The 19,738-nt window shown below is 64.3% G+C and carries 17 protein-coding genes; 10 read left to right on the top strand and 7 right to left on the bottom strand.

Features of this window, described 5'->3' with window-relative positions:
* Positions 1-31 precede the first annotated feature (31 nt).
* Positions 32-349 carry a hypothetical protein gene (locus tag EJ068_RS00560; protein ID WP_127251295.1) on the top strand — a complete coding sequence of 106 codons (318 nt, stop codon included), beginning with the start codon at positions 32-34 and terminating at the stop codon, positions 347-349.
* 62 nt (positions 350-411) lie between these two features.
* On the opposite strand, the gene EJ068_RS00555 is transcribed toward EJ068_RS00560, so the two are convergent.
* Positions 412-6,807, bottom strand: a complete 6,396-nt coding sequence (locus EJ068_RS00555) for a kinesin (RefSeq protein WP_129554441.1) — start codon at positions 6,805-6,807, stop codon at positions 412-414.
* Between the two features lie 301 nt (positions 6,808-7,108).
* Between EJ068_RS00555 and EJ068_RS00550 the strand changes: the two genes are divergently transcribed.
* The 3 genes from EJ068_RS00550 to EJ068_RS00540 all read left to right on the top strand — a co-directional run bounded on the left by EJ068_RS00550 (position 7,109) and on the right by EJ068_RS00540 (position 9,018).
* Complete coding sequence (locus tag EJ068_RS00550) at positions 7,109-7,477, top strand: Hpt domain-containing protein (protein ID WP_127253703.1); 369 nt, start codon at positions 7,109-7,111, stop codon at positions 7,475-7,477.
* A gap of 99 nt (positions 7,478-7,576) precedes the next feature.
* Positions 7,577-7,897 (top strand): 2Fe-2S iron-sulfur cluster-binding protein, encoded by a 321-nt coding sequence (locus tag EJ068_RS00545; RefSeq protein ID WP_127253704.1) that lies wholly within the window; start codon positions 7,577-7,579, stop codon positions 7,895-7,897.
* Between the two features lie 89 nt (positions 7,898-7,986).
* A complete protein-coding gene (locus tag EJ068_RS00540; protein WP_128315236.1) occupies positions 7,987-9,018 on the top strand; it encodes an NAD(P)/FAD-dependent oxidoreductase in 1,032 nt (343 codons plus the stop codon).
* A gap of 57 nt (positions 9,019-9,075) precedes the next feature.
* Here the strand turns inward: EJ068_RS00540 and EJ068_RS00535 are convergent, their stop codons facing one another.
* The gene (locus EJ068_RS00535; protein WP_127253706.1) at positions 9,076-10,551 is read right to left on the bottom strand and encodes an MDR family MFS transporter; all 1,476 of its coding nucleotides are present in this window, start codon (positions 10,549-10,551) and stop codon (positions 9,076-9,078) included.
* 203 nt (positions 10,552-10,754) lie between these two features.
* Positions 10,755-11,375: a DUF922 domain-containing protein gene (locus EJ068_RS00530; RefSeq protein WP_127253707.1), complete on the bottom strand. Its 621-nt coding sequence runs from the start codon at positions 11,373-11,375 to the stop codon at positions 10,755-10,757.
* An 84-nt stretch (positions 11,376-11,459) separates the two neighbouring features.
* On the opposite strand from EJ068_RS00530, the gene folP reads away from it, so the two are divergent.
* From folP to folK, 3 genes are read left to right on the top strand one after another with little or no spacing between them, the layout of a single operon-like run.
* Positions 11,460-12,314, top strand: a complete 855-nt coding sequence (folP, locus tag EJ068_RS00525; protein WP_127253446.1) for a dihydropteroate synthase — start codon at positions 11,460-11,462, stop codon at positions 12,312-12,314.
* A 2-nt stretch (positions 12,315-12,316) separates the two neighbouring features.
* Positions 12,317-12,676, top strand: a complete 360-nt coding sequence (gene folB / locus EJ068_RS00520; RefSeq protein ID WP_042647736.1) for a dihydroneopterin aldolase — start codon at positions 12,317-12,319, stop codon at positions 12,674-12,676.
* Positions 12,660-13,172 carry a 2-amino-4-hydroxy-6-hydroxymethyldihydropteridine diphosphokinase gene (gene folK, locus EJ068_RS00515; protein WP_126082547.1) on the top strand — a complete coding sequence of 171 codons (513 nt, stop codon included), beginning with the start codon at positions 12,660-12,662 and terminating at the stop codon, positions 13,170-13,172. Before folB ends, folK begins: the two co-directional genes overlap by 17 nt.
* 6 nt (positions 13,173-13,178) lie before the next feature.
* Here folK and EJ068_RS00510 read toward each other — a convergent pair whose 3' ends face one another.
* The 3 genes from EJ068_RS00510 to EJ068_RS00500 are packed head-to-tail and all read right to left on the bottom strand — an operon-like array spanning position 13,179 to position 15,907.
* Positions 13,179-13,481 carry a hypothetical protein gene (locus tag EJ068_RS00510; protein ID WP_127256986.1) on the bottom strand — a complete coding sequence of 101 codons (303 nt, stop codon included), beginning with the start codon at positions 13,479-13,481 and terminating at the stop codon, positions 13,179-13,181.
* Between the two features lie 31 nt (positions 13,482-13,512).
* The gene (locus tag EJ068_RS00505) at positions 13,513-14,061 is read right to left on the bottom strand and encodes a DUF924 family protein (protein WP_127253448.1); all 549 of its coding nucleotides are present in this window, start codon (positions 14,059-14,061) and stop codon (positions 13,513-13,515) included.
* Positions 14,062-14,071: 10 nt separating this feature from the next.
* Entirely contained in the window at positions 14,072-15,907 is a 1,836-nt protein-coding gene (locus EJ068_RS00500) for a monovalent cation:proton antiporter-2 (CPA2) family protein (RefSeq protein ID WP_127253449.1), read from the bottom strand.
* Between the two features lie 245 nt (positions 15,908-16,152).
* Here EJ068_RS00500 and EJ068_RS00495 point away from each other — a divergent pair, with 245 nt between their 5' ends.
* From EJ068_RS00495 to EJ068_RS00485, 3 genes are all read left to right on the top strand, one after another.
* A complete protein-coding gene (locus tag EJ068_RS00495) occupies positions 16,153-17,136 on the top strand; it encodes an AraC family transcriptional regulator (protein WP_189342145.1) in 984 nt (327 codons plus the stop codon).
* Between the two features lie 61 nt (positions 17,137-17,197).
* The gene (locus EJ068_RS00490; protein WP_127253451.1) at positions 17,198-18,406 is read left to right on the top strand and encodes an MFS transporter; all 1,209 of its coding nucleotides are present in this window, start codon (positions 17,198-17,200) and stop codon (positions 18,404-18,406) included.
* A gap of 239 nt (positions 18,407-18,645) precedes the next feature.
* Positions 18,646-19,008, top strand: a complete 363-nt coding sequence (locus tag EJ068_RS00485) for a hypothetical protein (protein ID WP_245463306.1) — start codon at positions 18,646-18,648, stop codon at positions 19,006-19,008.
* 74 nt (positions 19,009-19,082) lie between these two features.
* Here EJ068_RS00485 and EJ068_RS00480 read toward each other — a convergent pair whose 3' ends face one another.
* Positions 19,083-19,637 (bottom strand): hypothetical protein, encoded by a 555-nt coding sequence (locus EJ068_RS00480; RefSeq protein WP_127386400.1) that lies wholly within the window; start codon positions 19,635-19,637, stop codon positions 19,083-19,085.
* Positions 19,638-19,738 lie beyond the last annotated feature (101 nt).

The raw sequence follows: 19,738 nt of genomic DNA, 5'->3' as shown, positions 1-19,738 counted from the left end.
TCCAGGCAAGCCACGTTTTTTCAGAGCCGTGATGACCGTAAGTTTTATTCAACGGACGTTTTCGGTTGATGGTGATGAGGTGACCTGCCGTTTCTTTTCGCCCGAACCAGAGGACGGGGGAGATTTCTTATGTTGGTATGAAATAGGATGGCCCGAAGGCTCGCGCACGTTCAGGGCGCGTGGGATCGATGCGGTGCAGGCGCTATTGCTTGCCATGCAAATGGCCCATGCTGATCTTTTGTCAGAACGCGAAAGACATGGACGGCAAGTGTTGTGGCTCGATCAGCGTAGTCTTGGATTGCCCATCGCTAATTCAATTCGCGACTTGGATCCCGACGGCGGGTTCTGAACTTTGCAGAGACGAAAAAGGCGGGCTTTCGGCCCGCCTTTTGATTCCTGGAGCTGCCCGGCTCAGTGCAACCGGCCGCTGGCATGGGCCAGCATGGTGTAGACCTTGCCGGTGTCGGAGGTCAGATAGGTCTGCGCCATGATGTTGTCGCGGTCGTTGCGCGAGACGTCCTTGAGCAGCTTCTCGAAATCCTCGCAGTAGCGGTCGACCGCAGCGCGGAATTCCGCCTCGGCCTGGTACTTGCGGCGGATCTCGTCGAAGGTCTGCTGGCCCTTGAGCGTGTAGAGGCGACGGGTGAACACGTCGCGCTCGCCGCGCCGGTAGCGGTTCCACAGCTCGATCGAGGCGTCGTGGTCGATGGCCCGCGCAATGTCGACGGAAAGCGAGTTGAGCGATTCCATGACATGCAGCGGCGAGCGCTGGGCAGGCGTCGCGCGCGGCGCTTCCGCCGGCGCTGCCGGCCGAAGCTCTTCCTCGCGCGAGGCGTTGGTCAGGAGATCGCGCACCCAGCCGCCCTGCTGCGTCTTGCCGTTCTCACGGCGCGGCGCCTCGGCGGGACGTTCCAGGTCAAGCGTGCCGCGCAGCGTGGTCTCGGCGAGCGGCGCCTGAGGGGCGCGCGCCGCCGGTTGCGGCTGCTGCTGAGGCTGCGGGGCCGGCGGGCGGCGCAGCGGCGGCTCGGCGGCGCGGGCCGGTGCCTGCGGAGCAGGGCGCAGACCGCGAGGTTCGCCCTGTTCGCTCGAGCCGCTGCGGCCGGATTTCGCAACGATATCCGACAGTTCCTTGAGCGCATTGATCTGCTCAGCGACGGCGCGGCGGATGGCCGAGGTCGATTCCTTGGCCTCTTCCGGCATCTCGATGACGCCCTTCTTCAGCTCGGCGCGGGTGAGATCCAGCTCGCTCTTGATCGAGCCTGCGGTGCGGCGCATCTCCTCGGTCGCGTCGGCAAAGCGGCGCGTTGCCGAATCGACGACCTCGGCGATCGCGGTGCGGATCTTCTCCGCCGATTCCATCGTCCGGCCCTCGGCGGTCTGCATCGTCTGACCGACGAGGCTCTCGAAGGAACGCATCACCTTCTCGAGGTCTTCCGACTTCTTGACCAGGCCGACGGCGAGGTCCTCCAGCGAGGACTGGCGCTCCAGCGTGTGCTCGAGATTGCTTTGCGCGGAGCTGAGCAGGTTCGAGGCGCTGGAAAGCAGCCGGCTGTGCTCGTCGAACTTGGTCGCGATCGCGGCCACCTCGCGCAGCGTCGCCGATGACAGGTCGGTGAGCCGCGTCGTGTTGGAATCGACCAGACGCGCCGAGCTGGCGAAGGTCTGGGCGGCCTTCTCCGTGGTCGAGGCGAAGCTCTGCGTGCTGCCAGAAAGCCGCTCCTCGACCTGGCCGAGATTGACGGCAGCCTGCTCGATGAGCTGGCCGAGCTGCGCGCTGGAGGTCGTCATGCGGCCAATTAGGTCGGCCACGCTGTCGGCAAGCGAGGAACGCGCGCCTTCGACGGCCGACAGCGTTTCGGCCGTGCGGCTGGCGAGAGCATTGACGAGATTCGTGTTCTCGCTACGCAGCTTCTCGGCCGCGCGTTCGGTGACCTCTTCCATGCTGCGCTGCAGTTCGGAGCCGCCCTGGGCGAAGCGCTCGACCAGCGGCTTGGCCGTCTCGTCGAGGATCTTCGCCATCTCGGCCGAACGCGCCGCGAGCATGGTGTTGAGCTCGCGGGTGTTGGCGCCGATCGTGCGCGCGGCCTCGTTGGTGCTCTGGCCGATATGCTGGCCGACCGCCGTGAAGGTCTCGGCGATGACGTTGGCGCGCGAGATCAGCTGAGCCTCGGCGCTGGAGACCTGCTCGCTGAGCTTCTGGCCCATCGTCTCTGCGGTGTAGGCGAGGCGGTTTTCCACGCTCGCGACCTGGTCCTCGACGCGCGCGGCGGCAGCCGCGGCGCTCGCGGCAATCCGCTCGTCGGCGCCGGACAGCGCCTGCTCGATCTCGCGGGCATGCACGGCGAGCTCCTGGCCGGTCTGGCGCGCGCGGTCGGCGACACGCTGCTCGGTGGCGGCGAAGGCGCCGACGATCGTGTCGGCATGCTCGCCGATCGTCGAGCTGGTCGAAGCGATGCGCGACACCAGGCGGTTGTCGGCGTCGTCGAAGATGCGGCCGATCTCGCCGGCGCGGGCGGAAAGCGCTTCCGAGCCCTCGGCGATGCGCGCCATGAGCTGCTGGTCGGCGCCGTCGAAGATGCGGCCGAGATCGGAGGCGCGGGCGGCCAGCGCTTCGGCCGATTCGGTGATGCGCATCGACAGCCGCTCGTCCGCGCCCTCGAAGTTGCGCAGGATGTCACCGGCACGCGAGGCCAGCGACTGCGCCGTCTCGACGGCGCGGGCAACCAGCTTCTGGTCGGCCGCGTCGAAGGTGTTGGCGATCTCACCGGCGCGCGTGGCCAGCTTGTCGGCAGTTTCCTCGGCGCGAGCCATGAGCGAGTTCGACGCGTCGTCGGCGCGCGCCATCAGCATGTTGGACGTGTCCTGGGCACGTTCGTGCAGGCGACGGTCGGCCGCCTCGAAGGCCTGGGCGATGTCCTCGGCCCTGGCAAGCAGCGCGGCGGAGGTCTGCTCGGCGCGTTCGGCGATCTTGCGATCGGCGTCGCTGAAGGCCGCACCGGCCTGCTCATGCAGGGTGCTGGTGACTTCCATGACCTTGTCGCGCAACGCGCCCGCCACGAACACCGCGGTCTTCTCCAGCACGCCGCGCACATTGTCGACACCGGTCGACAGCGCTCGCTCCATGGTGCTGGCGCGTTCTTCGATGACACCGGTCTGGCGGCTGAAGGCCTGCTCGATCTTCTCGACATCGGCGGCGATCGCTGCCGAAATGTCGCTGCTCCGCGCGGCGATCTGGTCGATATGGCCGGAGACCGAACGGTCGACGTCCTTGCGCGTATCGGCGAGCTTGGCGAGATCGTCCTCCAAGGCGCGGGCCAGCATGTCGCGGCCTTCTGACAGCTTGCCGACATGGCCGGCGATGACGTCGTCGATCTCGGATCGGCTTTCGGTCAGCTTCTGGAGGTCGGCTTCGAGGGCGCGCCTAAGGATATCGCGGCCCTCGGCGAGCTTCTCGACCTGGCCGGCGACAAGACCGTCGATCGAGGCGCGGCTTTCGGCCAGCTTGGCGAGATCGGCTTCAAGGGCGCGCGTGAGGATATCGCGGCCTTCGGAGAGCTTCTCAACCTGGCCAGCGACGAGGCCGTCGATGCCGGCACGGCTTTCGGCCAGCTTGGCAAGGTCCGCTTCAAGGGCGCGCGTGAGAATATCGCGGCCTTCGGCGAGCTTTTCGACCTGGCCGGCGACAAGGCCGTCGATCGAGGCGCGGCTCTCGGCGAGCTTGGCAAGGTCGGCTTCGAGTGCCCGCTTGAGGATGTCGCGGCCTTCCGCCAGCTTCTCGACCTGGCCGGCGACCAGACCGTCGATGCTGGAGCGGCTCTCGGCGAGCTTGGTGAGGTCGTCCTCCAGCGCCTTGGACAGCGTCGCGCGGTTCTGCGACAACTGGTCGGCATGGGTCTGCATGAGGCCGCTGGCATTGGCCATATCGACGTCGAGCGCGCGCGAGAGTTCGGCGCGATGGCCGGTGATCTTCTGCGAATGATCGACGATCGCGCCCTGGATCGTGTTGAGATCGGCTTCCAGCGCGCGCTTGAGGATATCGCGGCCTTCGGCCAGCTTCTCGACCTGGCCGGCGACCAGCCCGTCGATGCTGGAGCGGCTCTCCGCCAGCTTGGCGAGATCGTCTTCGAGCGACTTGGACAGCACCGAACGGTCCTGAACGAGCCGGTTCTGATGTTCGGCAACGGCGCCGCTGACATTCTGAAGGTCATCCTCCAGGGCTCTCGATAGGGCCGAGCGGTCTTGCGCCAGCTTGTTCTGATGATCGGCAATGGCGCCGCTGACGGCCTGCAGATCGGCTTCGAGGGCCTTCGACAGTTGCGAGCGATCCTCCAGCACCTTGTCTGAGTGTCCCGCAATGGCACCCTTGATGGTGTTGAGGTCGGCCTCCAGGGCGCGCTTGAGGATATCGCGGCCTTCGGCAAGCTTCTCGACCTGGCCGGCGACGAGGCCGTCGATCGAGGCACGGCTTTCAGCCAGCTTGGCGAGGTCGGCTTCCAGCGTCTGCGACAGCAGGCCGCGATCCTCGGCGAGCTTGCCGGCGTGGCTGTCGATCAGGCCGCGGATGCCGCTCAGATCGCTTTCTAGCGCGCGGCTCAACTCGCCGCGGTCCTCGGCGAGCTTGGTCGAATGGGTCTCGACCAGGTTCCTGATGCCGATGATGTCGGTTTCGAGCGCCTTGGCCAGCACGGCGCGGCCCTCGGCGATCTTCTCGACCTGGCTGGCGACGAGGCCGTCGATCGAGGCGCGGCTGTCCTGCAGCTTGCCGAGATCGGCTTCCAGGGCGCGCGCCAGGATATTGCGGCCCTCGGCCAGCTTCCCGACATGGCCGGCGACCATTTCGTCAATCATCGTGCGGGCTTGAACGAGTCTGCCGGAGTCTTCGTTCAAAGCCTGGGACAGCCGGTTGCGACCCTCTTCGAGCTGCTCCAGATGGCTGCCAAGCGATGCATCGATGGCGGCGCGCGACTCGTTCACCTTGCGCAGATCTTCTTCCAGCGCCCGCGAGATCAAGCCGCGGCCTTCCGCCAGCTTCTGCACCTGGTTGGTGACGGCCGCATCGATTGCCGCGCGGCCCTCGGCGAATTTCGCCAAGTCCTCCTGCATGGCGGCAGCCATGCGTTCGCGGCTCTCGGAAAGCGAGCGGCTGTGGTTCTCGACGGCTTCCTCGATGCCGACACGGGCATCGGCAAGCCGCTGGATATCGGAATCGAAGGAGCGCGACACCACATGCCGGGCGGCCTCCATGCGGCCGGCGAAGTCGGTGGCGCGGGCTTCGAGCATGGAGGAGGTGGACGAGATGATGTCGGCCATATCGGCGCCGATCTGGGTCTTGCCCTGATCGATCATCGCCGACAGCGTGTCCTTGCTCTCCGCGAAGGCATGGGCGATTTCCTTCGCGCGTTCCACCATCGTCTCGTTGATCTGGCGGGCGCGCGCTTCGAGGGCGGCGTTGAGCTTCTGCGTGCCGGTGTCGAGCGCTTCGGCGCGGGTCTGGAATTCGCTGATCAGCGCCTGGCCGCGTTCGGCCAGTGTCCGTTCGATGCCGCTAAGGCTCGCCTCGAATTCGGAGTTCAGCGTGCGGGCGGCGCCGCCGAGCAGCGAGACCATGCCATTCGTGCGGTCGTCGAGCAGGTCGGTCAGCGAGCGGGTAAGGCCGTCCGTGGTGTCGGTAAGCTTGGCGATACGGGTATCGAGCAGGCTGGCGAAGGCCTCGCCGGAGGTCGAAAGCCGATCGGTGATGTTGTCCAGGCGCGATTCGACGGAATCGAAGATCGACGTCGAGCTTTCATTGATGCGATCGATCAGCGTGTCGCCGGAATTGTTGATCGTCATCGACAGCTTGGTCGACGCGTTGAGGATCGAATCGCGGATGATGTCGCTGGCCGCGCCGATCTCGTCGCGCAGCGTCTCGTGGGCGCTGGCGATGGAGGCGCGCACGCGCTCGGCATGGGTGACGACCGCCTCGCGCTCGCTGCCCAGACCGTCGACGAGAGACCGGATGCGGGCCTCGTTTTCGGAATAGGAGCGTTCGATCTGGGTGACTTCGCCATGGACCAGCGTCTCGAGCTCGACGGCGCGGGCCAGAGTGCGCTCGATGCCTTCGCCCATCGCCGCCACCTCGCGGCGAACGGCCTGGCCGATCATCATGACGCGGTCCTGGGCAAGGTTTTCAGGCTCCGCCAGGCGGAAGGCGACCTCGGTCATCGACTGCGCGGCGATGCGCATTTCCTGTGCGCGCCGAATCATGGCGGCGAAAGCCCAGAACAGGATGACCGGAACGATCGCGGCCACCGCCAGGCCGATCAACTCGGGACGGGCGAAGAACTGGTCGAAGGTGCGGATCTTCCAGATGCCAGGACCGAACAGGAGGTTGGCCAAGCCGCCGGCGCCGGCGATCCAGGCCAGCGAGATAAAGGCGATCACCCAGTAGACGGTGCTCGATGCACGCCGGTTGAGGCTGTGCAGCAGCGTCTTGTAGTCCTTCTGGCGGTCGTCATTGGCGGGCGTGAAGCCGGCCGGCTGTCCGTTGCGCGGCTCGACCGGGCGCAGGTCGGCCGGCTTAGCCGCGGGCGCCCTCGGAGGCTGGGGGGCGGCGGGCTGAGGGTTGTTCGCGGGCTCTGTCCGCTGGCTGCGGCCTTCGCGCGCCAGCTCGTCGGCAGCTGCCGATATCTGCGCTTCGAGATCCTCCATCGACGCCGCCATGTCGAGCCCGCCTTCGTCGCCGGCCAGGTCAAGGTCGAGCGCCTTTTCCAGTTCCGCGGCTACGTCATTCTCGAGAGACTTGGTCGTCGTTGGTTTCTTAGCCATGCCTTCGCTACCCTGTACTAGCTGCCGCGGGACTTATGATTTTGGCCGGATTCTGGCCCGATTCTAGCTTGTCTATCCCGAGCAGGAGGCTGAAAAATGGACCTTCGTATCGTAATGACACACAGGGGTAAAGAAAACATGCATTCCCGGCGATACGTAAAACTTTAAATATAAGGTTAACGGAAGCGTGATCCGGCCGCCTCCCTGACAACATTTTTCCCCTCCAATCGTTAACCCGTTGGCGACCGGAAACGCCTATTTTCTCGGGCTCGTCTGCCCGCTTGATGGAGTTGCAGTGCGTATGCGTGGCGAAAGTGGTATTGCGTTTTCCATGCCGGGGGGAGATGCCTCCGGAACGGCTCGAGCCCGACCTGTGGATCTCGGCCATCTGGCGCGCCAGACAATGGGCGACCGCGACCTCGAACGGGAGGTGCTGGCGCTGTTCGTGCAGCAGTCGCTCAATGTTCGTGACCAGATCGCGGACGCCGACACCAGGCAGAGGGTACTTCTGGCGCACGGCTTGAAGGGCTCGGCGCGCGGCATCGGCGCGTTCGCGGTCGCCGAATGCGCGGCGATCATCGAGAAGCAGCCGGAAGACGTCCGGGCGCTCAAGCGGCTCGGCATGCTGATCGAGGAAGTGCGCGACTTCATCGCGGGCATCAGCCGCTAGCACTATCTTTCTGAAAAACGTCATTTCGTGGCGCTTTCGCGCCGCAGTTGACTTGTCCGGTGGAGTGATTATCTCCGTCGCGACTCCTCAGGTGACTTAATGACCAAGCTGACTTACATCGCCCATGACGGGACCCGATTTGACGTGGAGGCCGAAAACGGCTCGACCGTCATGGAAAACGCCATCCGCAACGCGGTGCCCGGCATCGAGGCCGAATGCGGCGGCGCCTGCGCCTGCGCGACCTGCCATGTCTATGTCGACGAGGCATGGACGGCCGAGGTCGGCGAGCCGGAGGCGATGGAAGAGGACATGCTGGACTTCGCCTACGACGTCCAGCCGAATTCTCGCCTCTCTTGCCAGATCAAGGTGCGCGACGCGCTGGACGGGCTGATCGTGCGCGTGCCCGAACGCCAGGGCTGAAGCCAGCTTCCAGTTTTCTTCGTGCTGGCTGCTTGGCAGCAGGCAATAGCTCATGCAGTCTCGCTCCATTCCCAGAAGGGGCGCAGCGCATGAGCAATACCACCAAGACGGACGTTCTCATTGTCGGCGCAGGGCCGGTCGGCCTTTTCGCCGTGTTCGAGCTCGGCCTGCTCGACATGAAATGCCATCTCATCGACATTCTCGACCGTCCCGGCGGCCAGTGTGCCGAGCTCTATCCGGAAAAACCGATCTACGACATTCCGGGCTGGCCAACGATCTCCGCGCAAGGCCTGGTCGACAAGCTGATGGAGCAGATCCATCCGTTCAAGCCGGAGTTCACTTTCAACCGCATGGTCTCCAACCTGGAAAAGCTCGACGACGGCAGCTTCCGCGTCGCTACCGACGAGGGCGAGCTGTTCGAGGCCAAGGTGGTGGTAATCGCCGCCGGCGGTGGCTCGTTCCAGCCCAAGCGCCCGCCCATTCCGGGCATCGAGGCCTATGAAGGCAAGAGCGTCTTTTATTCGGTCCGGCGCATGGAGGAATTCCGCGGCCACGATCTCGTCATCGTCGGCGGCGGCGATTCGGCGCTCGACTGGACGCTTAACCTGCAACCGATCGCCAACAGCGTGACGCTGGTGCATCGCCGCCCGGAATTCCGGGCGGCACCCGACAGCGTCAACAAGATGTATGCCTTGCAGGAGATGAAGCAGCTCAAATTCCTGGTCGGTCAGGTCAGCGGGCTTGCCGGGACCGACGGCCAGTTGTCATCGGCGACCATCAAGGGCGGTCCGGACGGCGACGTTGAGGTGCCATGCACCCGCATGCTGCCCTTCTTCGGCCTCACCATGAAGCTCGGACCGATCGCCGAATGGGGCCTCAACCTCAACGAGAACCTGATCCCGGTGGACACCGAGAAGTTCCAGACCTCGATCCCGGGCATCTTTGCCGTGGGCGACATCAACTGGTATCCCGGCAAGCTCAAGCTGATCCTGTCAGGCTTCCACGAGGTGGCGCTGATGGCACAGGCCGCCAAGCGCATCGTCAGCCCGGGCGAGCGCATCGTCTTCCAATATACGACCTCATCGACCAGCTTGCAGAAGAAGCTCGGCGTCCAAGACTGAGTATGTTGAATTCAGGCGATGCCGGCCGGACCTGAATCTCAACGCACCTCGGAGAGATTACTCCGCAAGCACCGGCGCGGCGTGCTCGTCGCGGCCGCGCAGTTCCTTTTCCGGCATGAGCGCCAGCACGATCAGCGCAGGGACAAGCGTGATCCCGGTGGTGAGGAAAATCATCACGAACGGCAGCGCCGATGACAATTCGATACGCGTCGCGGCGCCTTCGGACGACAGCGGCAAGCCGTAGCCGAGCGCCACCGCGCCAAGGATTGCCACGCCGAGCGCGCCGCCCAGCGTGCGCAGGAAGGTCAGCACGCCGGTCGCCACGCCCAGGTGAGCGCGGTCGACGGCGTTCTGGACCGAGACGGTGGCGACCGGGAAGGTCGTTCCGCTGCCCAGGCCCGTGAGCGTGGTCAGGATCAGGACTTCGAGCAGCGAGGCGTGTCCCGCAATGGCACTGAGCACGCCAACGCAGACGATGGCAAGGCTGACGCCGATCATGGCGATGCGCTTGTAATGGACAAAACGCGGGATCAAACGGCCGCTGAGGGTGGCGCCGGCGACCGTGCCGAGCAGCAGGCCCAGCATGGCCATGCCGGATTCGCTGACCGAAAGCCCGACGATCGACTGCAGGTAGACCGGCAGGTAAACCGACGCGCCGATGTTTGCCGCCTGCAACAGGAACATCGACAGCGTGCCGGCGAGCACGATCGGGTTGCCCAGCACGTCGAGGGAGATCAAGGGCTCGGCCGCTTTCAGCAGCCTCAGCGCGAAGAAAGCCCAGAACACGGCCGAGCAGGCCACCAGCGCAAGGATTTCGCGGGAGAACCAGGGATAGGCGCTGCCGCCCCAGTTCAGCGCCAGGAGCAGCAGCGACGTAGCGATGACCAGCAGCACGGCGCCGAGCCCGTCGATGCGATGGTTCTTGGCCGCGATCGGCAGCTTCTTCAGCGGGTTGTTGATGATGGCCATGGCAAGGAAGCCGATCGGCAGGTTGATCCAGAAGATCAGCGACCAGTGCAAATGCTCGGCAAAGACGCCGCCGAGCAGAGGGCCGGCGACGCTGGCCACCGCCCATGTGCCGGAGATCCAGGCCGAGTAGCGGGCGCGCTCGCGCGGCGGCACGAGATCGCCTATGACCGTCTGGGCCAGCGCGAAGAGACCGCCGCCGCCGGCGCCCTGGATGGCGCGGCCGATGACCAGCACCAGCATGTTGGGCGCGAGCGCGCTGACCAGCGACCCGAGCAGAAAGACCATAATGGCGGCGTAGATGACGGAACGGCGACCATAGACATCCGAGATCCTGCCGTAGAGCGGCGCCATCGCGGTCGCAGTCAAAAGATAACCGGTGACAATCCACGGCAGATACTCGGCATAGCCAAGCGCGAGCGCGATCGTCGGCAGCGCGGGGGCGACGATTGTCTGGTCAAGGGCTGCCAGCAGCATCGACAACAGCACGCCACCGATGATGGCGTTCTTCTCGCTCTCGCTCATCGGCGCGGCTTTCTGCGCCATCGTCTCGACGGTCTGGTCCATGCATCATTTCTTTCAAAGGCAGGTGCTTGGCGCGCCAAGGTGGCTTTGGCTGGTCGCGCCTGTCATTTCCCATCGTGGATAGGGGGTGTTTCGAACCCGCTATATGTCGTTCGATATAGGCCGTTTTCGACCGTCCTTCGAAAGTTTTCCCCGTCGGGCACCATGCTTGGGCGAAATTGGCCTCGGATGCGGCTTGCTTCGGGTCAAGGCGGCGGCAGCTGGCCGGCTTCAATGCGCTGCATCCGATAGCGCATCAGCCGAAGGATGCGGCTTTCGAAATTGGCGCCCTCGACCCGGTCGAAGCGCACCTGGTCCTGATCGTGCCTGGCGAGCTCGGCTGCCTGGATCGACGCGGCCTCCGCTTTTGCCTGTTCGCACGTCTTTTGCGTGGGGCTGGCCTTCAGCGCGTCCTCGAGCGAGCGCGCATGGTTCTTGGCGATCTCGACATGGCGTTCCTCATGCCGTTTGATGTCGGCCGAGAGCGTGTCCCAGAACAGCCTAACGTCGGGATCGGCTTTGCGCGGGCGCCGCCACTCGGGGAGGATCACCTTGACCTTCACGGTGACGGCCGCATCGGCGATGCGGCAGGACTGCGCGCTCTGGGCGTAGCTGATACGGGTCGTAAAGGCCATCTGCGTGGCGCCTGGATGTCGCGATCCGGTGCTCTTCACTTCGGGGCCGTTTCTCGACAGCTGGTTCTGGATATCGTCGAGCGTGCGGCCGCCGACGCTGAAATAGCTGTAGGTCTTCACCAGATTCGCGGCGACCGCCGGCGTGGCGGCGAGCGCGAGCATCAGGGCGCAGAGCAGGGGACGCTTCATCATATTGCCTCTTCACGCACCTTGCTTTAGGGCCGTCGCCAGCGCAACGGAATTGATTTCCGGCGGATCACGCATGGTTGATGGACAATGACGACAAGGCGATGGCAGTTGGCGCATGGGCGCTATCTCGACCTCGGTCCGAAGGCGGTCGTCGTCGGCATCCTCAACGTGACGCCTGACAGTTTTTCGGACGGCGGTTTGTTCATCGCGCCGGGAAAGGCGCTGGAGCAGGCGCGCCGGATGGTGAAAGAGGGCGCTGCCGTGATCGATGTCGGCGGGGAATCGACGCGGCCGGGTTTCGCTCCGATCACGGCTGAAGAAGAGCAGGGTCGCGTGCTGCCGGTCATCGCGGCGCTCGCCGCTTCCGGCGAGGCGCTGATCTCGGTCGACACCTATCGCGAGGACACCGCGCGGCGCGCAGTCGCCGCCGGCGCCCATATCGTCAACGATGTCTGGGGGCTGCAGCGGGAGCCCGGCATCGCGCGCGTCGCCGCCGAAACCGGCGCCGGGCTCATCATCATGCACACCGGCCGCGAGCGGCAGAAACTGCCTGATGTGATCGACGACCAGTTCCTGTTCCTGCGCAAATCGCTCGAGATCGCGCGTGCGGCCAACGTCGCCGACAGTCAGATCGTGCTCGATGCAGGCTTCGGCTTCGCCAAGGAAACGGCGGCGGAGAACCTCGACCTGATGGCGCGGTTTTCGGAGCTTCAGGCGCTCGGCTACCCGCTGATGGCGGGAACCTCGCGCAAGCGCTTCATCGGCACCGCGACCGGGCGCGAGCCTGGCGATCGGGCCGCCGGCACGGCGGCGACGAGCGTCATCCTGCGCTTGAAGGGGGCCGACCTGTTTCGCGTCCACGATGTCGCAATCAACGTGGACGCGCTGGCGCTGACCGATGCTATGCTTGCCCGCGAAACCGAGCCTCCCCCCGGACCCTGATCATGTACGTCATCCGTATGAAGAATTGCGCCTTCTTCGCCCGCCACGGCGTGCTTGACGAGGAGGAGACGCTTGGCCAACGTTTCTATGTCGATGCCGAGCTGACCGTCGAACCCAGCCGTCCGCTGACGGAGGATTCCATCGAGGATACCGTCAACTACGGCGTCGCCTTCGCGGTCATCGAGAAGATCGTGACCGGACATCGCCGCTTCCTGATCGAGGCGCTGGCGCTGGAGGTCGCAAAGGCGCTGACAGCGCGCTTCTCGCAGATCAGGAAGGCCGCGATCACCGTGCGCAAGCCGAACGCCCCGGTGCCCGGCGTGCTCGATTATGTCGAGGTGACCGTTGTCTGGCCAGAATAGCGTCGTCTATCTCAGCCTCGGCGGCAATCTCGGCGATCCGGCGAGGTCCATGGGCGCGGCATTGCGCATACTGGATGGCGACGACGCGACGCGCGTCACCGCGGTCTCGTCGCTCTACCGCACGCCGCCCTGGGGCAAGCTCGACCAACCCGATTTCCTCAACGCCGCCGCGGCGATCGAGACGGCGCTCTCGCCGCGCGCGCTGCTCGACCTTTGCCTCGACGTCGAGAGGCGATTGAAGCGCGTGCGCGAGGAGCGCTGGGGGCCGCGCCTGATCGACATCGACATCCTAGTGTTCGGCGACCGGGTTATTCACGAGACCGGGCTCGAAGTGCCGCATCCGCGCATGCTGGAGCGCGCCTTCGTGCTGGCGCCGCTGGCCGAGATCGCGCCGGGGCTTTCGATCGGCGGCAGGAGCGTCTCGGAACGGCTCGGCGCCGTCGACACATCAGGGATCGAGCGGCTTCCGTCCGGCCGGGAGTGGTGGTTGGCTTAACGTCGCCTAGTTCTCGACAACGAAAGTGCCGCCGGCGTCTTGGTAGACGAACAATTCGACAGCGTCGTACTTTTGGCGGTCAGTCGATATCGCCAGGAAATCATACTCGCCCAAATGCAAGATGACCTCTTGTTTGGTCGATGTAACGCGCTCGATTCTTGCCGCTGTATCGCTCATGCGCAGAGACACCTCCGTATGGATAGCGAGCCCAGTGCCGTCGGTGAAAAGAACGCTGATCCCAAACCCCGGTTCGTTCTTTTCGACAGAGCGGATTGACTTGCCAATCATTCGCGCTTCGAAGCTTCTCACAATACGATTCCCAATTTGTGGTTAACCGGCATCAACCGGAAAAACCGCCGCCGTCGAGAAATGTCTGTTCCTCGGGCGTCGTCTCTCGACCGAGCAACCTGTTTCGATGCGGAAAGCGACCGAAGCGCTCGATGATTTCCAGATGCTCCTCGGCATATTTAAGATCGTTCGCGGCTCGCGCGGCGGTGAGTTCCACTGAACGCTTCTGATCGCCAAGCGATTCCGAATGCTCGAATGGAAGGTAGAGGAAGACGCGCAGAGCCTCGTCGAGTTCCAGATCCTGTCCGGCGGCGATCGCCCGGTCGGCAAAATGCCTTGCCAGCGGGTCGGTCGCGTACATGTGGCCGGTGCCGCGGAAGCAGTTGCGCGGGAACTGATCGAGCAGGATCATCAGCGCCAGCGATCCTTCAGCATGGGCGTTCCAGTCGTCGCATTCGCGCCGCGCGGCTGCGTAATGCAACTCAAGGAAGCGGCTGCGGAAATCGGTGTCGAAGGCGTCGTTCTTCTCGAACCAGGCGTCCTCGCCGGCGTCACGCCAGAATTTGGTGACCGAAAGCGCCCGCGCGTCGAGCTCTGCCATGCCTTGCCCCTCAGTTGTTGGTCTCTGCCTCGTTCAGCACAACGGCTGTTTCTTGGTTCAGCGCGCGGCCGGCCCGGCGCGGTTGCGTGAGCGGCGTCGGGATCGGCGTGCCGATGTTGCCCTTGAGGAAACGCTGGCCGGCGCGGATGCCCTCGGCAAGCTGCGTTTCGAAGCGAGCGGTATCGCGACGGCGCACGTCCTCGATGACCTCGGCAACCTCCTCCGGATCGACGCCCAATGCCTCCAGCGCCGAGCCGCCGAAGACGAGCGCCGATTCGAAGGTTTCGCGCAATTGGTAGTCGACGCCGGCTCGAATGAGCTGCAGCGCCGTGCCGCGGTCGTAGGCGCGCGCCAGCATGGTGACCAGCGGGAATTCGGCCTTGATCAGCTGCGCGATGCGCACGGCGGCGTCCGGCTTGTCGACGCAGATCAGCACCGCGTGGGCCCGCCCGGCGCCGGCCGCATGCAGGATATCGAGCCTCGTGCCGTCGCCATAATAGACCTTGAAGCCGAAATTGGCCGCCGCCTGGATCATCTCCACCTCGTTGTCGATGATCGAGACGTCCAGCCCCCGCAATAGCAGCGGCTGGCTTGCGATCTGGCCGAAGCGGCCGAAACCGATGATCAGCACGCTGCCGGTGAGGCCCTCGGCGATGTCGACGCCGTCGAGCGACTGCTCGTCGCGCGGGGTGAGGTAGCGCAGCGCCAGGATCGCGAGCGGCGTCAGCACCATCGAGATGATGACGATGGCGGTGAGCGTGGCGTTGGCCTGGCCGTCGATGATGCCGACCGCGGCAGCGGACGAATAAAGCACGAAGGCGAACTCGCCGCCCTGCGCCATGAAGACGGCGCGTTCTAGCGCCTCGCGATGGCCGCTCTTCAGGATGCGCGCGACGATGTAGATGCCGAGCGCCTTCATGACCATGTAGGCGACGACATAGATGGCGACGAGCCGCCAGTTATGGGCAACGACGCTCAGGTCGAGCGACATGCCGACGGCGAGGAAGAACAGGCCGAGCAGGATGCCGCGAAACGGCTCGATATCGGCTTCGAGCTGGTGACGGAAGGTCGATTCCGACAGGAGCACGCCGGCGAGGAAGGCGCCCATCGCCATCGACAGGCCGGAGAGCTGCATGGCGAGAGCCGATCCCAGCACCACTAGGAGGGCCGCGGCGGTCATGACCTCGCGGGCACGCGCGTCCGCCAGGACGCGGAAGAGCGGATTGAGCAGGTAACGGCCGGCCACGACCAGTCCGATGATCGCGGCGATGCCGATGCCGACTTCGCTCAGCCGCTCCGAAATACTGGTTTCGGCGCCGCCCGGCGCGAGGAAGGCGACCAGCGCCAGCAGCGGCACGATCATCAGGTCCTCGAGCAGTAGGATGGAGACGATGCGCTGGCCTTTCGGCGTGGCGATCTCGCCGCGCTCTTCCAGCAGTTGCATGACGATCGCCGTCGAGGTCAGCACGAAGCCGGCGCCGGCAACGAAGGACTGGGCGATGGGGAAGCCTCCGGCCAGTCCGACGAGGGTGAGCAGGACCGCGCAGACGCCGACCTGGAGGGCACCCAATCCAAAGATCTCGCGACGCAGGCCCCAGAGCCGCGACGGCTGCATTTCCAGCCCGATGATGAACAGGAACATGACGACGCCGAGCTCGGCGACGTGGAGGATCGATCCCGATTCGGAAAAGACGCGCAGGCCGAACGGGCCGATGACCACGCCGGCGGCAAGGTAGCCGAGGATCGAGCCCAGCCCCATGCGCTTGAAGATCGGCACGGCGATGACGCCGGCCGCGAGCAACGCCACCACCTGCACCAGATCGCTGCTCGACGCTTCAGCTGCCATGGCTGTCATCCTGTTGCTGAAAAGCGCGTTCGCCTGGAAAACATTCAGGTGGACGCGCTTCAGGTCTTTGCTTGATGCATGTCGTTATCCCAGAACCGCTGCGCACTTCTGGGCGACATGCATTAGAAGCACTCCTTGCATGCACCGGGAGGGAGAGGCAAGGGCGGGAGGCCTGCCAGCAAGGGTAGGCGCCGTCGGAGGGACCTTCGCTTGCCTGTCGGACGTTCGGCATCTATAATGGCGAAATGTCTGACTATTCGTCCCACCCGCTTCCGGATATCCCGATGGATGCGCTTAGCGAGGTCCTGCAAGACTTTCGCTTGAGTGGCGTCAACTATGGCCGCTGCGAGCTGCGACATCCGTGGAGCATCGCCTTTCCGGAACAGAAGCTGCTTCGTTTTCACTTTGTCGGCCAGGGTCCGTGCTGGATCTATACCGAAGCGGAAGGGTGGCAGGAGTTGCGTGATGGCGATCTGGTGCTGCTGCCGCAAGGCATAGCCCATCGGCTGGCCAGTGCGCCGGACGTTGTCGGCGACTCGCTCGAGGGATGCCAGGTGACCAAGTTGGGCGGCAATGTCTGCGAAGTGGTCAGGCAGGGAACGGGCGCGACATGCACCCTTTTCTGCGGCTCGATGGCATTGGGTTCCTGCGCGCTCAATCCATTGATCACGTTGATGCCGCCGATCATCAAAGGCTGCGACGTGGCCGGCAATGACCCGGTCATGCGTCCTTTGCTGGCGGCCATGACGGCCGAGGCCGCGCAACCGCAGATGGGCAGCGCCACGATTCTGTCGCGCATGGCGGACTTGCTGACAGCCCGGCTCATCCGCTGCTGGGTCAATTGCACGGGAGCCGCGACCACCGGTTGGCTTGCCGCTATCCGCGACCCCCATATCGGGCGTGCGCTGGCGGCCATGCACCGAGACCCCGGCCATAACTGGACCTTGGAAAGCCTTGCCGGCCTGGCAGGCCAATCGCGCTCGATTTTCGCCGAACGCTTCAGCGCCGTGCTAGGGGAGGGCGCTGCCCACTATCTCGCTCGTCTGCGTATGCAGCTTGCCCGCGAGTTGCTGGGGCAAAACGGCTTGTCGGTTGCCGAAGTCGCTACCCGTTTGGGCTATGACAGCGAAGCGTCCTTCGCCCGCGCGTTCAAACGCATCACCAATGTCTCGCCTGGCGTTGTGCGTCGCACAATTTCCGGACGAACGGATATGAATTTCGGATTTTAGGATACATATAATCCGAAAGGACTCGTCTATTGAAGGCCTCCATTCCTTGGAGATACTTCCGGTGACAGACACAACATTACAGCTTGAAGACGAGGCATTAGACCTCGATACCGCCGCGCCAACCACGTGGAACGCAGCCACCTGGTTCTCGGTCATTTCATTGGCGGCAACCAGCTTTGCCCTAGTGTCAGCCGAATTCCTGCCGGCAGGTCTGCTGACGCCAATGGCGCGCGATCTCGGCATCAGCGAAGGAACGGCCGGACAGGTCGTCACCGCCACCGCTTCCGTCGGCGCCGTGACGGCCATGTTGAGCAATGTTCTCATCGGCCGATTGAACCGCAAGACGGTGCTGGTTGGCCTCAGCGCCTTGGCGGTCGGTTCCAACCTCCTTGCGGCGCTGGCGCCCAATTTCTGGTTGCTGCTGTTGGGCCGGGCAGGGCTCGGAATTGCTCTCAGCGCCTTCTGGGCACTCTCGGTTGCCGTCGTGGCCCGGCTGGTTGGCGCCAATGCCACAGGTCGGGGCATGGGCATCGTCACCCTCGGCGTCTCGCTTGCCACCATTGCCGCGCCATCGGCGGGTGCGTTGATCAGCGACTGGCTGGGATGGCGCAGCGCCATGGCCTTGACGGCGGGGCTGGCCGTGATTGCCCTGCTGCTGCAGTTGCTTAGCCTGCCGACCCTGCCTGCCACAGCCAGCAACAGTCTTGCGGATGTATTTCGGCTGACACGGCGGCGTGGCATTCAACTCGGCATGCTGGCCATCCTTTTGCTGATGACAGGGCATTTTGCCGGCTCGGTCTATGTGCGCCCCTTCCTCGAACATGTGACGCTCCTGGCAACCGGGCCAATTGCCATGGCCCTGCTCGGATTTGGCATCGCCGCTGTCATCGGCAATATTGCTGGCGGCCGCATGGCCGACGCCAATATCCACATGGCTCTCGTGGGCACCGCGGCGCTGATGGGGTTTGCGGCTCTGGCATTGGTGATTTGGGGCGTGCACGTCGTCGTTGCCTTCGGATTCGTTACGCTTTGGGGCCTGGCATTCGGCATGGCGCCGGTGGTGCTGCCGACCAATCTGTCGCGCGCGGCGCCTGATGCGCTGGAAGCGGCCGGTAGCCTGATGGTCGTCTCTTTCCAGGTTGCCATCACCATCGGCGCGGTTGTCGGCGGCTATGTCGTGGACACCTATGGCGCCTCAGGACCTTTGACTCTTACCGTCGTCCTTGCCGCATCGACAGTCGTGCTGGCGCTGTTGCAGCCTCGCGGGTGACCTTGTTCCAGTTGACGTAGAGCGTCTTACCGTTTCATGAAAACGGTGAGACGCTCTATCTCTTTGTTTTTTGGATGGAAAACCGCTTCACGCCTTTCCTGGAATTGCCCTGAAGCGCGTCGCGCCTGAACGGCTTGGTGCGACGCGCTTTAGATTGTTGTTTTACATGCATTGGGCGGCCTGAATTCGGGACGCCGCGATATTGCAGCCTGGTTACACAAGTTTACGCAGCCCGGTTGTTGCGCGCCGCCACAATCAGCGGTTATGGCACGCTCGGCTTCGGCCATTGGAGGCAGCCGCGATGGGCGGCTGCCTTTTTTGAGGAGATGATTGACATGAAGAAGTTTTTGCTCGTCGCCGTAGGTGTTGCGGCGTTGGCCGCCTCGGCTTGCTCCAAGGGGCCGGAATGCACTCAGGAAATAGCCGCCAAGAAGGCGCAGGACATGGCTGCCGCCCTCCAGGAAGCCATCACCCAGGATCCGAGCAAGGCGGCCGATCTGACCGCCAAGGTGCAGGCTGTGACCGCCAAGTATCAGGGCGCGACGACGCTTGACGAAGCCTGCAAGGCCTATGACGAGCTGACGGCCACCATCAAGGGTTGATCTCAGCTATCGATGAACACGAAGGCGGTGGCCAAGCGGCCGCCGCCTTTTTTTGCGGAGGTCGGCGCGTCGGGTCAGTTCTTGGTGATGGCGCCGACTTCGACCGAGTCGACCCGCTTCAGGCTCATGCCGATCACCGGCACCAGCTGTTTGTCGACACGCACGGCCACCGTCACGGTCATCGAATTGTCGTCGGGCACGCGGGCCTGCATGACGCCGTTCAACTGGTTGCGGTTGATGGTGAAGACGACCTTCTGGGCGTCGACGACGTTGCCGCCGACAATATCCATGCCGTTGCCGGTCGAGCCGCCCATGAAGGCGCCCCGGTAGCCGTCGCGACCCTTGCGCTCGACGGTCGCGGACATCTTCTGCGTGAAGACGCCGACCCGGCAGTTGCCGTCCAACGTCATGCCGACCTTGCCGTCAGGCGTCGAGCCGTTGAAATCGCAGGTGAATTTGGTGCCCTTGTACTTGCCGGCGATGATCTCGCCAGGGCCTACCCATCGGCCCTCGACGGACCGGAAGAACTGCTTGTCCGGCTCGGCGCCAAAGGCTTTTTCGACCAATCCGAGCGGCGCGGCAATAGCAACGGTCGCAGGCAGCACGCAGGACAGGATTACGCTTCTCATGGACGACACCCGGCACGACAGAGTCTATTCTTGGGACCTGATCGACCATGGCGAAGATTGGTTAATGCTTCGTCACTGGAGGTGGCTTTCGCGTTTACCCT

The organism is Mesorhizobium sp. M2A.F.Ca.ET.043.02.1.1, assembly GCF_003952405.1.
Taxonomy (GTDB): Bacteria; Pseudomonadota; Alphaproteobacteria; order Rhizobiales; family Rhizobiaceae; genus Mesorhizobium.
The sequence above is the reverse complement of the archived record's forward strand: the minus strand, read 5'-3'. Positions and strand labels throughout refer to the sequence as shown.

Excerpts from the sequence above, each read along its gene's own strand:
- EJ068_RS00560 (WP_127251295.1), top strand. The coding sequence starts at position 32 with ATGACCGTAAGTTTTATTCAACGGACGTTTTCGGTTGATGGTGATGAG.
- EJ068_RS00555 (WP_129554441.1), bottom strand. The coding sequence starts at position 6,807 with ATGGCTAAGAAACCAACGACGACCAAGTCTCTCGAGAATGACGTAGCC.
- EJ068_RS00550 (WP_127253703.1), top strand. The coding sequence starts at position 7,109 with ATGCGTGGCGAAAGTGGTATTGCGTTTTCCATGCCGGGGGGAGATGCC.
- EJ068_RS00545 (WP_127253704.1), top strand. The coding sequence starts at position 7,577 with ATGACCAAGCTGACTTACATCGCCCATGACGGGACCCGATTTGACGTG.
- EJ068_RS00540 (WP_128315236.1), top strand. The coding sequence starts at position 7,987 with ATGAGCAATACCACCAAGACGGACGTTCTCATTGTCGGCGCAGGGCCG.
- EJ068_RS00535 (WP_127253706.1), bottom strand. The coding sequence starts at position 10,551 with ATGGACCAGACCGTCGAGACGATGGCGCAGAAAGCCGCGCCGATGAGC.
- EJ068_RS00530 (WP_127253707.1), bottom strand. The coding sequence starts at position 11,375 with ATGATGAAGCGTCCCCTGCTCTGCGCCCTGATGCTCGCGCTCGCCGCC.
- folP (WP_127253446.1), top strand. The coding sequence starts at position 11,460 with ATGACGACAAGGCGATGGCAGTTGGCGCATGGGCGCTATCTCGACCTC.
- folB (WP_042647736.1), top strand. The coding sequence starts at position 12,317 with ATGTACGTCATCCGTATGAAGAATTGCGCCTTCTTCGCCCGCCACGGC.
- EJ068_RS00505 (WP_127253448.1), bottom strand. The coding sequence starts at position 14,061 with ATGGCAGAGCTCGACGCGCGGGCGCTTTCGGTCACCAAATTCTGGCGT.
- EJ068_RS00500 (WP_127253449.1), bottom strand. The coding sequence starts at position 15,907 with ATGGCAGCTGAAGCGTCGAGCAGCGATCTGGTGCAGGTGGTGGCGTTG.
- EJ068_RS00495 (WP_189342145.1), top strand. The coding sequence starts at position 16,153 with ATGTCTGACTATTCGTCCCACCCGCTTCCGGATATCCCGATGGATGCG.
- EJ068_RS00480 (WP_127386400.1), bottom strand. The coding sequence starts at position 19,637 with ATGAGAAGCGTAATCCTGTCCTGCGTGCTGCCTGCGACCGTTGCTATT.